Raw genomic sequence first — 15404 nt, 5'->3', positions numbered from 1 at the left:
CGCAGCACGTCGCCGGAGAGCTCCGCTGTGCCCGCGACGTAGGCGACGAGGCGCTTGTCACCCGGGGCGTCCTCGCGGGCCACCACGAGTGCCTCGCGCACGGCGGGGTGCTCGCGCAGGACGGTGGCGATTTCGCCCGGCTCCACGCGGAAGCCGCGCACCTTCACCTGGAAGTCGGCGCGGCCGATGAACTCGACGCGCCCGTCGGCCAGCCAGCGCACCTTATCGCCGCTGCGGTACATGCGCGCGCCGGGCAGCGCGGAGTAGAGGTCGGGCAGGTAGCGCTCCGCCGTCAGCTCGGGGCGGTGCAGGTAGCCACGCGTCACCTGGGCGCCGCCGATGAACAGCTCGCCAGGGACGCCGAGGGGCACCGGCTGCAGGCGCGCGTCGAGCACGTACAGGCGCGTATGGGCCAGGGGACGGCCCAGGGGCACGGTGGCCGGTGCGGAGCCCGCGGCAGGCACCTCCACGAGGCCGGCGAGCACGCCCACGGTGGTCTCGGTGGGGCCGTAGTGGTTGAAGACCTCGCAGTCGGGGGCGAGAGCGCGCACCTGGTCGATGAGGGCCCAGGAGGAGGACTCACCGCCGAGCACGAGCTTCTTGCGAGGCAGGACGAGGCGGGGCTGGGGCGCGGTGAGAAGGGCGGCGAGGTGAGAGGGGACGAGCTTGATGCAGTCCACGGAGTGGAGCTGGAAGTAGGAGGCGACGCTTGCGGGGTTGCTGGCGAGCGCCTGGGGGAGCACATGAAGCAGGGCGCCGGTGCAAAGGGAGGGGAAGAGGACGGTGTTGCCAAGGTCGGCGACGAAGGTGGAGACGAGGCCGAAGCTGGCGCAGTCCTTCAGGCCCAGCCGCTCGGTGGCAGCGTGGACGTAATGGGCGAGCTGTCCGTGGGAGACCGCCACGCCCTTGGGGCGGCCCGTGCTGCCGGAGGTGAAGAGGACGTAGGCCGCGTTGTCGGGAGACACGCTGCACGGCGGCGCATCCTGGCGCTGGCTCGCGAACAAGCCGGCATCCGTATCCAGCAGCACCCGGAGTGCCTGGGAGGGCGCGAAGGCAGCCGCATGTGCCGCCACCGTCACCACCACGGGAGCGGAGACTTCCTCCACCAGCGCTCGCAGACGGAGGGCGGGCTGGGCCGGGTCCAGCGGGACGTAGGCGCCGCCCGCCTTCCACACGCCTAGCAGAGCCACCACCATGTCGACGGAGCGCTCCAGGCACAGGGCCACGCACGATTCGGGGCCCACGCCCAGCGAGCGCAGGTGCCAGGCGAGCTGGTTGGCGCGGGCCTCCAGCTCACCGTAGGTGAGCACCTGCCCCTCGCATGCCACCGCGGGCCGCTCGGGGTGGAGCGCAGCCTGCTCCGCGATGAGGATGTGCAGCGCCTCCCGGGGCGGGAGTTGCTCCGTCGTGGTGTTGAAGGACTCGAGGAGCCGCGAGCGCTCGGAGGAAGAGAGCAGGGGCAACTCGCCTGCGCGCATGCCGGGCGAGGCGAGCGCGGCCTCCAGCAGGGTCTGCAGGTGCTCCACCATGCGGGTGACGGTGGAGGCGTCGAACAGGTCGGTGCGGTAGCCGAGCGCGCCCGACAGGCCGCGAGGCGTCTGTGCCAGCGAGAGCGTCAGGTCGAACTTGGTGGCCTCGGCCTCACGCTCCAGGGGGGCGAAGGACAGGTCCGGCAGTGACAGCCCCGCCGCCGGAGCGTTCTGCAGCACGAGCATGACCTGGAAGAGGGGCGAGTGGCTGAGGCTGCGCTGGGGCTGCAGCTCCTCGACGAGCTTCTCGAAGGGCAGGTGCTGGTGCTCATAGGCGGCCAGGGTGGTGGCACGCACCTGGGCGAGCAGCTCACGGAAGGAGGCCTGGGGCTGCACCCGGGTGCGCAGCACGAGGGTGTTGACGAAGAAGCCGATGAGGCCCTCGGTTTCGCCCCGGGTGCGTCCGGCAATGGGAGAGCCGACGACGACGTCGTCCTGGCCGGAGTAGCGCGCCAGCAGCAGCTGCCAGACGGCGAGCAGGGCCATGAAGGGGGTGACGCCCTCGCGCTGGCAGAAGGAGGAGAGGGCCTCGGAAAGAGGCAGGGGCAGGAGGAAGGGAAGCAGGGCGCCGCGCTGGGAGAGGACGGAGGGGCGAGGCCTGTCGGTGGGCAGCTCCAGCAGGGCCGGTGCCCCGGAGAGCTGCTGCTTCCAGTAGTCGAGCTGGGCCTGGAGGACGTCGCCTTGCAGCCAGGAGCGCTGCCAGGAGGCGAAGTCGGCGTACTGGACGGCCAGGGGTGCCAGCTGAGGCGTGCGGCCGGAGCAGAAGGCCTCGTAGAAGGAGACCAGCTCGCGCACGAGCACGCCCATGGACCAGCCGTCGGAGACGATGTGGTGCATCGTCACCAGCAGCACGTACTCATTGGAGGCGAGGCGCAGCAGTGAGGCGCGCAGCAACGGGCCGGAGGCGAGGTCGAACGGGCGCAGGGCCTCGGCGGCAGCCGCGCGGCGCACTTCGGCCTGGCGCGTGTCTTCAGGCAGGTGGCTCAGGTCAACGACGTCCAGCGGCAGGGCGGCGGACGGAGCGATGGCCTGGACGGGGCCGGAGGAGTCCTCGCGGAAGGTGGTGCGCAGGGCTTCGTGCCGATGCACCAGCGCTTCGAGGCTCTGTCGCAGGGCCTCGGTTTCCAGCGCTCCAGACACGCGCAGGGCGGAGGGGATGTTGTACGCGGGGCTATCGGGCTCGAGCTGGTTGAGGAACCACAGCCGCTGCTGGGCGAAGGACAGCGGCAGCGCTCCGGTGCGCGGCATGCGGACGATGGCCGGCGCATGGCTTCCAGGCGCGGCGCCGATGCTCGCGGCAAGCCCCTCGACAGTGGGGGCTTCGAAGAGGGCGCGCAGGGGCAGCTCGGCGCCGAAGGTGGAGCGCACGCGGGAGATGAGCTGGGTGGCCAGCAGGGAGTGGCCGCCCAGCTCGAAGAAGTTGTCGCGGGCACCCACGCGCTGCACGCGAAGCACCTGGGCAAAGAGGCCGGCGAGCAACTCCTCGGTCGGGGTGCGCGGGGCGACGTAGGTGTCGGCCGGGGAGGCCAGCGACTCCGGGGCGGGCAGCGCCTTGCGGTCCACCTTGGCGTTGGCCGTCAGCGGCATGGCATCCAGCCGCAGCAGGGCGGAGGGCACCATGTACTCGGGCAGCCGCTGCGAGAGGAATGCGCGCAGCTGGGCGGAGTCCAGGGACTCGGGCGCCACGACGTAGCCGACGAGACGTTTGTCGCCGGGCACGTCCTCACGCACCAACGCGACGGCCTCGGCCACCAAGGGGTGGGCGAGGAGGGCGGCTTCGACTTCGGCCAGCTCGATGCGGTAGCCGCGCACCTTCACCTGGGCGTCAGCGCGGCCGAGGAACTCCAGCACGCCATCCTTGCGCCAGCGGGCAAGGTCTCCCGTGCGATAGAGGCGGGCACCCGCGACGCCGGAGAAGGCGTCTGGGACGAAGCGCTCGGCGGTGAGGGCGGGCTGCTCGACGTAGCCCCGGGCCACGCCGTCGCCGCCGATGAACAGCTCTCCGGTGACGCCGGAGGGCACGGGCTGGCCGGAAGCATCCAGCACGTACACCTGGGTGTTGCCGATGGGGCGGCCGATGGGCACGGAGGTGCCCACCTGGGCCACGTCCGTCATGCGGTGGCAGGAGGCGAAGAGGGTGGTCTCGGTGGGGCCGTAGCAGGCCGTCACCGGAATGAACATTCCTTCCAGCACGCGGCGCACGTGGGGCGCGCTCACCACGTCGCCACCGGTGAGCAGCTGCTTCACGTTCCTCAACGCAGCGGGGTTGTGGTCCACCACCTGGGTGAAGAGGCCCGAGGTGAGGTGAAGCGTGGTGACGCCGTGCTTCACCAGCACCGACTCCAGTTCCTTCAAGTCGGAGGGCGAGTGCGGCGGGAAGACGACGAGGCGCGCACCGTGGAGCAGCGGGCCCCAGAGCTCCAGGGTGGAGGCATCGAAGGAGACAGGAGCGATGAGGAGGAACGTTTCATCCGGGCCGAGGTGCGCGTAGTCGACGCCGAAGACGGTACGCAGCACTGCGGCCTGCGGAGTACCGACGCCCTTGGGCCTGCCGGTGGAGCCGGAGGTGAAGTCGATGTACGCGAGGCTCTGGGGCAGCGCGGCCATGGGAGGCGCCGAAGTCGGCTGGCTCTCCAGGGGCACCTCACCCACCACCACCGTGGGCAGCCCCTCGGAGGGCAGCTTCGCCAGCAACTCACGCGAGGTGATGAGGACACACGGACGTGCGTCTTCCACCATGGCGGCGAGGCGCTCGCGGGGATACGAGGAGTCCAGCGGGACGTAGGCTCCGCCAGCCTTGAGAATGGCGAGGAGAGAGACAATCAGCTCCAGCGAGCGGTCCAGGGCGATGGCCACGCGGGAGTCGGTGGACACGCCCAGCCCGTGCAGGTGCCACGCGAGCCGGTTGGCGCGCTCGTCGAGCTGCCGGTAGGTGAGCTTGGAGTCACCGAACTCCACGGCGACCTTGTCCGCGTACTGAGCCACCACCTGTGAGAAGACCTCGGGCAGGGTGGAGCCACGCGGGTACTCGGTGGCGGTGGCATTCCACTCCACCAGCATCTCGTGGCGTTCCGCCTCGGACAGCAGGGAGAACGAGCAGAGGGACGCTTCCGGCCGTGAGACGAGCGCCTCCACCAGTGCCTGGAAGTGGCTTGCCATGCGCAGCGCGGTGGTGTGCTCGAACAGGTCCGTGTTGTAGCCCAGCGAGCCGTGATAGCCGTCCGGGGTCTCCGACAGGTTGAGTTGCAGCTCGAACTTGGTGGTGGGGTTGTCCACCTCCACCGCGCTCAGCACCAACCCCTTGCCCTGGGTCGAGACGGTGGGCGCGTTCTGCAGCGCGAAGAGGACCTGGAAGAGGGGGCTGCGGCTCAGGTCGCGCGTGGGCTGGAGCTCTTCCACCAAACGCTCGAAGGGCACGTCCTGGTGGGCGTAGGCGCCCAGCGAGGACTCCTTCACCTGGCGCAGCAGGTGGACGAAGGAGCCGCCGTCCTCCACCTGGGTGCGCAGTACCAACGTGTTGACGAAGAAGCCGATGAGCCCTTCCAGCTCTCCACGTTGGCGGCCAGCGATGGGCGAGCCGACGGAGATGTCCTGCTGCCCGGAGTAGCGGGCGAGGAGCACCTGGAAGGCGCCCAGCAGCGTCATGAAGGGCGTAGCGCCCTCCTTCTGGCTGAGCGCCTTGAGCTGATTCGAGGTGGCGAGCGACAGCGAGACGGGCACGTGCGCGCCATGGAACGTCTGCACGGGCGGGCGCGGCTTGTCGGTGGGCAGCTCCAGTGTGGATGCGCCGGAGAGTTGCTGCTTCCACCATGCGAGCTGCTCATCGAGCACCGCGCCCTGGAGCCACTGACGCTGCCAGACGGCGTAGTCCGCGTACTGAATGGGCAGCGGAGGCAGGGGCGAGGGCCTGCCCTGGGAGAAGGCCTCGTAGAGGGCGGCGGCTTCGCGCACCAGCACGCCCATGGACCAGCCGTCCGAGACGATGTGGTGCATGTTGAGGGCGAGCACGTGCTCGGTGGCGCCCAGCTTCAGCAGTTGCGCGCGCACCAGCGGGCCCGTGGCGAGGTTGAAGGGCTGGAGCAGCTCGGCGCGCAGCCGTCGGTCCAGCTCGGCGCGGGCGGCCCGCGGCTCCAGGCCACCGAGGTCCACGGTCTCCAGCGGCAGCCCGCCGCGAGGGGAGATGACCTGGAGAGGCTGGTCCCCCTGCTGGGTGAAGGTGGTGCGCAGGGCTTCGTGGCGACCCACCAGCTCGTCGAGGGCGCTGCTCAGGGCATCCGTGTGGAGCTCCCCCTCCATGCGCACGAAGGTGGGCATGCTGTAGGAGGCGCTGCCGGGCTCGAGCTGGTCGAGGAACCACAGGCGCTGCTGGGCGAAGGACAGCGGCAGCGGCTCGGAGCGCGACACGGGGATGAGCGCGGGCGCCGTCCCCTGGTTGGAGGCCCCGGCGGAGTGGATGCGCTCGGCGAGCACTGCGACGGTGGGCGCTTCGAAGAAGGCGCGAAGGGGCAACTCCACGTCCAGTGCGGAGCGGATGCGGGAGACGAGCTGCGTGGCCAGCAGCGAATGGCCGCCCAGCTCGAAGAAGTTGCCCGTGACGCTCACCTGGGGCACACGCAGGACGGCCGCGAACAGCTCCGCCAGCTTCTCCTCGGTGGGGTTGCGCGGGGCGACGTACGCCTCGGCGGGCGACATCAGCGCCGAGTCGAGAATGGGCAGGGCCTTGCGGTCCACCTTGGCGTTGGAGGTAAGGGGCAGGGCGTCCAGACGCACGAGGGCGGAGGGCACCATGTACTCGGGCAGCCGCTGCGAGAGGGCGGCGCGCAGGGCGGCGGTGTCGAGGGACTCGGGCGCGGCGACATAGCCGACGAGACGCTTGTCGCCGGGCACGTCCTCACGCACCAACGCGACGGCCTGGGCCACGTCGGCGAAGGCAAGCAGGGCGGCTTCGACTTCGGCCAGCTCGATGCGGTAGCCGCGCACCTTCACCTGGGCGTCGGCGCGGCCGAGGAACTCCAGCACGCCGTTCTTGCGCCAGCGGGCAAGGTCTCCCGTGCGATAGAGGCGGGCACCCGCGACGCCGGAGAAGGCGTCGGGGACGAAGCGCTCGGCGGTGAGCGCGGGCTGCTCGACATAGCCCCGGGCCACGCCGTCACCGCCGATGAACAGCTCTCCGGTGACGCCGGAGGGCACGGGCTGGCCGGAAGCATCCAGCACGTACACCTGGGTGTTGCCGATGGGGCGGCCGATGGGCACGGAGGTGCCCACCTGGGCCACGTCCGTCATGCGGTGGCAGGAGGCGAAGAGGGTGGTCTCGGTGGGGCCGTAGCAGGCCGTCACCGGAATGAGCATTCCTTCCAGCACGCGGCGCACGTGGGGCGCGCTCACCACGTCACCACCGGTCAGCAGTTGCTTCACTCCGCGAAGAGCGGAGGGTTGGTGGTCCACCACCTGGGTGAAGAGGCCGGCGGTGAGGTGCAGCGTCGTCACGCCGTGCTTCACCAGCACCGACTCCAGCTCCTTCAAGTCGGAGGGCGAGTGCGGCGGGAAGACGACGAGGCGTGCGCCATGGAGCAGCGGCCCCCACAGCTCCAGGGTGGAGGCGTCGAAGGAGACAGGCGCAATGAGAAGGAATGTCTCGTCGGGCCCCAGGTGCGCGTAGTCGACGCCGAAGACGGTGCGAAGCACGGCGGCCTGAGGAGTGCCAACGCCCTTGGGCCTGCCGGTGGAGCCGGAGGTGAAGTCGATGTACGCGAGGCTCTGGGGCAGCGCGGCCATGGGAGGCGCCGAAGTCGGCTGGCTCTCCAGGGGCACCTCACCCACCACCACCGTGGGCAGCCCCTCGGAGGGCAGCTTCGCCAGCAACTCACGCGAGGTGATGAGGACACACGGACGTGCGTCTTCCACCATGGCGGCGAGGCGCTCGCGGGGATACGAGGAGTCCAGCGGGACGTAGGCTCCGCCAGCCTTGAGAATGGCGAGGAGAGAGACAATCAGCTCCAGCGAGCGGTCCAGGGCGATGGCCACGCGGGAGTCGGTGGACACGCCCAGCCCGTGCAGGTGCCACGCGAGCCGGTTGGCGCGCTCGTCGAGCTGCCGGTAGGTGAGCTTGGAGTCACCGAACTCCACGGCGACCTTGTCCGCGTACTGAGCCACCACCTGTGAGAAGACCTCGGGCAGGGTGGAGCCACGCGGGTACTCGGTGGCGGTGGCATTCCACTCCACCAGCATCTCGTGGCGTTCCGCCTCGGACAGCAGGGACGCGGAGTCCAGGGGCGCCGCGGGCCGGGCCACGAGCGTCCGCACCAGCGTGAGGAAGTGCCGTGCCATGCGCGTGGCGGTGCCCGCCTCGAACAGGTCCGTGTTGTAGCCCAGCACTCCGTGGAAGCCGTCGGGTGACTCCGAGAGGCTCAGCTCCAACTCGAACTTGATGGAGGGGTTGTTCACCTCCATCGAGCGCAGCGTCAAATCCTGACTCTGCAACGTGACGTTGGGGGTGTTCTGCAGGGCGAAGATGACCTGGAAGAGCGGGCTGCGGCTCATGTCCCGGTCGGGCTGGAGCTCCTCGACCAGTCGCTCGAAGGGCACGTTCTGGTGGGTATAGGAGTCCAGGGCCGTCTCCTTCACCTGCCGCAACAGGTGGAGGAACGAGTCGCGGCCATGAACCCTCGACTGCATGACCAGGGTGTTGACGAAGAAGCCGATGAGCCCATCGAGCTCACTCCGCTGGCGGCCCGCGATGGGCGTGCCGACGGAGATGTTCTCCTGGCCGGAGTAGCGCGACAGCAGCACCTGGAAGGCGCCGAGCAGCACCATGAAGGGCGTCAGGCCTTCCTTCTGGCACAGCGCCTTCACCGCCTCGGAGATCTGGGGGGAGAGGCGGACGGGCACCTGGGCGCCGTGGAAGGTCTGGACGGCCGGGCGCGGCTTGTCGGTGGACAGCTCCAGCGGCGCGTTTCCGGAGAGCTGCTGCCGCCAGAAGGCGAGCTGGGCTTCGAGCACGTCACCCTGGAGCCACTGGCGCTGCCAGACGGCGTAGTCGGCGTACTGGAGCGCCAGCGGGGCGAAGGGCGAGGGCCTGCCGTGAGCGAAGGCGTCGTAGAGCGCGGCGACTTCGCGCACGAGGATGCCCATGGACCAACCGTCCGAGACGATGTGGTGCATGTTGAGCGAGAGCACGTGCTCGGCGGGGCCCAGCTTCCACAGGCCCGCGCGCACCAGGGGGCCGGTGGCGAGGTGGAAGGGCTCGAGCGTGTCTGCGCGCAGTTGCCGCTCCAGCTCCGCCCGGGCGGTCTGGGGCTCCAGGCCACTGAGGTCCACGACGTCCAGCGGCAGCTCAGCGTGAGGCGCGATGAGCTGGAGGGGCTTGCCCTTCTGCTGGGTGAAGGTGGTGCGCAGCGCCTCATGGCGCCGCACCAACTCCTCGAAGGCACGGCGCAGGGCGGCCACGTCGAGGAGGCCCTCCATGCGCACGAAGCGGGGCATGCTGTAGGAGGAGCCGCCGGGCTGGAGCTGGTCGAGGAACCACAGGCGTTGCTGGGCGAAGGAGAGCGGCAGCGGCCCTGCGCGAGGCACGGGAAGGATGGCGGGGGCTTCGAGGCCCGTGGTGGCATCGCGGGACGAGTCGATGCGAGCGGCGAGGGAGGCGACGGTGGGCGCCTCGAAGAGAGCGCGCAGGGGCAGTTCGACTCCGAGGACGGAGCGGACGCGCGCCACCACCTGGGTGGCGAGGAGGGAATGGCCGCCGAGGGCGAAGAAGTCGTCCTGCACGCTGACGTGCGGCACGCGCAGCAGCGCGGCCCAGAGGGAGGCGAGGATTTCCTCGGTGGGGGTGCGGGGAGCGACGTACTCGGAAGCGGAGGACGTGGCGTCCGGCACGGGCAGGGCGTTGCGGTCCACCTTGCCGTTGGGAGTCAGCGGCAGGGCCTCCAGTGCGACGAAGGCCGAGGGCACCATGTAGGCCGGCAGTCGCTCCTGGAGGAAGGCGCGCAGGGAGTCAGCGGGCACGGGCTCGGACGGGATGACGTAGGCGACGAGGCGCTTGTCACCCGGGACGTCCTCGCGGGCCACCACCAGCGCCTCGCGCACGGCGGGGTGCTCGCGCAGGACGGTGGCGATTTCGCCCGGCTCCACGCGGAAGCCGCGCACCTTCACCTGGAAGTCGGCGCGGCCGATGAACTCGACGCGTCCGTCAGCCAGCCAGCGCACCTTGTCGCCGCTGCGGTACATGCGCGCGCCGGGAGTGGGGCTGAAGAGGTCGGGCAGGTAGCGCTCCGCCGTCAGCTCCGGGCGGTGCAGGTAGCCACGCGTCACCTGGGCGCCGCCGATGAACAGCTCGCCAGGGACGCCGAGGGGCACCGGCTGCAGGCGCGCGTCGAGCACGTACAGGCGCGTATGGGCCAGGGGACGGCCCAGGGGCACGGTGGCCGGTGCGGAGCCCGCGGCAGGCACCTCCACGAGGCCGGCGAGCACGCCCACGGTGGTCTCGGTGGGGCCGTAGTGGTTGAAGACCTCGCAGTCGGGGGCGAGAGCGCGCACCTGGTCGATGAGGGCCCAGGAAGAGGACTCACCGCCGAGCACGAGCTTCTTGCGAGGCAGGACGAGGCGGGGCTGGGGCGCGGTGAGAAGGGCGGCGAGGTGAGAGGGGACGAGCTTGATGCAGTCCACGGAGTGGAGCTGGAAGTAGGAGGCGACGCTTGCGGGGTTGCTGGCGAGCGCCTGGGGGAGCACATGCAGCAGCCCGCCGGTGCAAAGAGAGGGGAAGAGGACGGTGTTGCCGAGGTCGGCGACGAAGGTGGAGACGAGGGCGAAGCTGGCGCAGTCCTTCAGGCCCAGTCGCTCCGTCACCGCTTGCACATAGGTGAGCAACTGCGAGTGGGAGACCGCCACGCCCTTGGGGCGGCCCGTGCTGCCGGAGGTGAAGAGGACGTAGGCCGCGTTGTCCGGCAGCACCTGGCAGGGAGGCGCCTTGGTGCTCAAACCCTTGAGCAGGCTGGAGTCCTCATCCAGCCGCACCGCATGCACGTGCGAGGCAGCGAAGGCAGCCGCATGTGCCGCCACCGTCACCACCACGGGAGCGGAGACTTCCTCCACCAGCGCTTGCAGGCGGAGGGCGGGCTGGGCCGGGTCCAGCGGGACGTAGGCGCCGCCCGCCTTCCACACGCCTAGCAGAGCCACCACCATGTCGACGGAGCGCTCCAGGCACAGGGCCACGCACGATTCGGGGCCCACGCCCAGCGAGCGCAGGTGCCAGGCGAGCTGGTTGGCGCGGGCCTCCAGCTCACCGTAGGTGAGCACCTGCCCCTCGCATGCCACCGCGGGCCGTTCGGGATGGAGCGCGGCCTGCTCCTCGATGAGCGCATGCAGCGACCGTCGGGGAGCAAGGTCCAGAGTCGCGGTGTTGAAGGACTCGAGGAGCCGCGAGCGCTCGGAAGGAGAGAGCAGGGGCAACTCGCCTGCGCGCGTGCCGGGCGAGGCGAGCGCGGCCTCCAGCAGGGTTTGCAGGTGCTCCACCATGCGAGTGACGGTGGAGGCATCGAACAGGCTGGTGCGGTAGCCCAGGCTCCCGGCCAGGCCGCGGGGCGTCTGGGTCAGGGAGAGCGTCAGGTCGAACTTGGTGGCCTCGGCCTCACGCTCCAGCGGCAGGAAGGACAATCCTCCGAGGGAGAGCTCCGCGGGGGGAGCGTTGTTGAGCACGAGCATGACCTGGAAGAGGGGCGAGTGGCTGAGGCTGCGCTGGGGCTGCAGCTCCTCGACGAGCTTCTCGAAGGGCAGGTGCTGGTGCTCATAGGCGGCCAGGGTGGTGGCACGCACCTGGGCGAGCAGCTCACGGAAGGAGGCCTGGGGCTGCACCCGGGTGCGCAGCACGAGGGTGTTGACGAAGAAGCCGATGAGGCCCTCGGTTTCGCCCCGGGTGCGTCCGGCAATGGGAGAGCCGACGACGACGTCGTCCTGGCCGGAGTAGCGCGCCAGCAGCAGCTGCCAGACGGCGAGCAGGGCCATGAAGGGGGTGACGCCCTCGCGCTGGCAGAAGGAGGAGAGGGCCTCGGAAAGAGGCAGGGGCAGGAGGAAGGGAAGCAGGGCGCCGCGCTGGGAGAGGACGGAGGGGCGAGGCCTGTCGGTGGGCAGCTCCAGCAGGGCCGGTGCCCCGGAGAGCTGCTGCTTCCAGTAGTCGAGCTGGGCCTGGAGGACGTCGCCTTGCAGCCAGGAGCGCTGCCAGGAGGCGAAGTCGGCGTACTGGACGGCCAGGGGTGCCAGCTGAGGCGTGCGGCCGGAGCAGAAGGCCTCGTAGAAGGAGACCAGCTCGCGCACGAGCACGCCCATGGACCAGCCGTCGGAGACGATGTGGTGCATTGTCACCAGCAGCACCTGCTCCTGCGCGCCCAGCCGCAGCAGCGAGGCGCGCAGCAACGGGCCCGAGGCGAGGTCGAACGGGCGCAGGGCCTCCTGGGCCGCCAGGTGCCGGACCTGGGCCTCACGCTCCGTGGCGGGCAGGGCGCTCAGGTCCACCACCGGCAGCGGGAAGTCCGAGGCCGGGAGGATGCACTGCAGGGGCTCGCCTTCGCGCGTGGCGAAGACGGTGCGCAGGGACTCGTGGCGCTCGACGAGGCGGGTGAACGCCTCGGCAAGGGCGGCCACGTCCAGAATCCCCCGGATGCTCAGGGCGGTGGGGATGTTGTAGGCGGAGCCGCCGGGCTCGAGCTGGTCCATGAGCCACAGCCGTTGCTGGGCGAAAGACAGCGGCAGCGCGCCCGTGCGGGGCACCGCCAGCAGGGGCGGGGCCCGCGGGGCTTGCCCGGGCCGCGCCTCCTCCAACCTGCGCGCGAGCGCGGAGAGCGTGGGCGCTTCGAAGATGGCCTGCAGGGCCAGCTCCACGCCGAAGGTGGCACGGATGCGGGAGATGAGCTGGGTGGCCAGCAGCGAGTGGCCGCCAATCTCGAAGAAGTGGTCCTCCGCGCCCACGCGCTCCACGTGCAGCACCTGCGCCCAGAGCGCGGCGAGCTGCTCCTCGGTGGGAGTGCGCGGGGCGACGTAGGTCTCGGCGGGCCCGGCGCTCTGCTCCGGCGAAGGCAGGGCCTTGCGGTCCACCTTGCCACTGGTGGCGAGGGGCAGTGCCTCCAGCACGGCGAGGGCGGAGGGCACCATGTACTCGGGCAGCCGCTGCTGGAGCGAGGCGCGCAGCGCGGCCGTGTCCGGTTCCTCCCCGGGGGCCGGCACCACGTACGCCACGAGCCGCCGCAGCCCCGGCGCGTCCTCGCGCACCATGGCCACGGCTTGGAGCACGGAGGCGTGCTCCTCCAGGGCGGCCTCCACCTCTCCCAGCTCGATGCGGAAGCCGCGCAGCTTCACCTGCGAGTCCGTCCGCCCCAGGTATTCGACTTCGCCGTTGGCTCGCCAGCGCACCAGGTCTCCGGTGCGGTACAGGCGTGCCCCGGGCTCGGTGCTGAAGGGGTGGGGGATGAAGCGCTCGGCGGTGAGCTCCGCGCGGCGCAGGTAGCCGCGCGCCAGTCCCACGCCTCCGATGAACAGCTCGCCCGGTACGCCCACGGGGACCGGCCGCAGGTGCGCGTCCAGCACGTACAGCCAGGTATGGGGCCAGGGTTTGCCGATGGACGGCTCGGCCGGGGAGACAGACTCCGGGGTGATGGAGGCGCATACCGTGGCCTCGGTGGGCCCGTACGCGTTGAGCAGGGTGCGACCCTGGCTCCAGCGCCGAGCCACCTCGGCGGGCAGCGCTTCGCCCGCGGAGATGACGGTGCGCAGCAGGGGGAGCTCCTCGGGCGACAGCTGCGCCAGCACCGAGGGCGTCAGGGTGACGGTGGTGACCTCCTCTTCACGCAGCAGCGTGCGCAGCGGCGCGTCCGGCAGCAGCCGCTCCCGGGGCGCCATCACCAGCGTGGCCCCCGCGAGCAGGGGCGCGAAGATTTCGAGGATGGCGGCGTCGAACGTCGGCGAGGCGAACTGCAGGACGCGACTGGAGGCACGGAGGCGGTGGGCCCGCACCGCGGCGAGCGCGGAGTTGCCCAGCCCGCGGTGGCTCAGCAGCGTGCCCTTGGGGCGGCCGGTGCTGCCCGAGGTATAGATGACGTAGGCGAGCTGGCTGGCGAGGACGTCCACGCCGGGAGGTGTGGTGGGGTGCCGGGAGATGGCCCTGGCGTCGGTATCGAGGCAGCACGGCACGCAGGCCAGGGACGCGGGGAGCTGGTCGAGCAGGGCCTCGTAGGTCACCAGCACCTGGAGGCCGGAGTCCTCCAGCATCAGGGTTATGCGCGCGGTGGGATGGGCCGAGTCCAGGCAGAGGAAGGCGCCGCCCGCCTTGAGGACGGCGAGCATGCCCACCACCAGCTCCACCGAGCGCTCCACGCACAGCCCCACCAGCACCTCGGGGCCGACGCCCAGCGTGCGCAGGTGGTGCGCGAGCTGGTTGGCTCTCGCGTCGAGCTGCCGGTAGGTGAGCTGCTCCCCGCCGAAGACGAGGGCCACCGCGTCCGGAGTGCGCTCCACCTGGGCTTCGATGAGGGTGTGGAGACAGGCCTCGGCCGGGGCGTCCGAGCGGGCGCCGCTCCACTCCTGAAGGAGCTGGTGGCGCTCGGCGTCGTCCATGAGCGGCAGCTCGGCCAGGGGTGCATCGGGCCGGGCCACCACGCCTTGCAGCAGCGCGTGGAAGTGGCGCAGCATCCGCGCCACCGTGCTCTCGTCGAAGAGGTCCGTGCTGTACTCGGCCGACAGTCGCAGCCCGCGCGGGTCCTCGGCGGCGGCCAGCGTCAGGTCGAAGCGGGCCGCGCCTCCGTCCACCGGCTGCGCGTGCATCAGCAGGCCGGGAAGCTGCACGGGCGGCAGCGGCGCGTTCTGCAACACGAACATCACCTGGATCAGCGGCGAGACATTCAGATGGCGGGTGGGCTGGAGGACCTCCACCAGCTTCTCGAAGGGCAGCTCCTGGTGGGCGAAGGCGCCCAGGGCCGTCTCATGCACCCGGCCCACCAGCTGCGAGAAGGAGGGGTTGCCGGACAGGTCCGTGCGCAGGGCGAGGGTGTTGACGAACAGGCCGATGAGGGCTTCGAGCTCGGCGCGGTTGCGGCCGGCCACATTGGTGCCGACGGTGATGTCGTCCTGGCCGCAGTATCGCTGGAGCAGGACGTTGAAGGCGGCGAGCAGGACGGAGAAGAGGGTGCGGCCGTCGCGCGCGCCCAGCTCCTTGAGGGCGTGGGCGAGGGGAAGCGGCAGGAAGACGGTGTGACGGGCGCCACGGGCGGAAGGGGTGACGGGACGGGGCCTGTCGGCCGGGAGGTGGAGGACGGCGTTGGGATTGAGCCGCTGGCGCCAGTAGGAAAGCTGGGCCTCGAGCGCCTCCCCTTGCAACCACTGGCGCTGCCAGGAGGCGAAGGCGGAGTACTGCAGCGGCAGCGCGGGCAGGGGCGAGGGACGGCCCGCGGTGAAGGCCGCGTAGAGCTCGGCCACCTCGCGCACCATGACGCCCATGGACCAGCCGTCGGTGACGATGTGGTGCAGGGTGAGCAGCAGCACGTGCTCGCTGGAGGAGAGCCGGTAGAGCACCGCATGCAGCAGCGGGCCCTTCTCCAGGTCGAAGGGGCGGCGGGCCTCCTCGTGCAGGCGGCGCCAGGCCTCCGTCTCACGCTCGGAGTCGGGGACGTCCCGCAGCTCCACCACGTCCAGGGAGGGCTCGAGGACGGGGGCGATGCGCTGGAAGGGGCGGCCGTCCTGCTCGACGAAGGTGGTGCGCAGGGGCTCGTGGCGGCGTACCAGCTCGTGGAGGGCGCGGCGCAGGGCCTCCTCATCCAGCCGGCCGGAGAGTCGCACGGCGACGGGGATGTGGAGGGTGGCGCTGCTGGTGGCCAGGCGCTCCTGGAGCCACAT

At 70.9% G+C, this 15404-nt stretch carries 1 protein-coding gene (running past one end of the window); it reads right to left on the bottom strand.

Going from position 1 to position 15404, the window contains the following annotated elements; translation table 11 throughout:
- On the bottom strand, positions 1–15404 hold the beginning of the coding sequence (locus ACX9TP_RS34045; RefSeq protein WP_482982267.1) for a non-ribosomal peptide synthase/polyketide synthase. 17356 nt of this gene lie to the left of the window's left edge; the window shows 15404 of its 32760 coding nt (coding positions 1–15404); its start codon is at positions 15402–15404; the stop codon falls past the left edge of the window.

Source organism: Pyxidicoccus sp. M15 (assembly GCF_056858435.1).
This window is presented reverse-complemented; position numbering and strand designations above follow the sequence as displayed.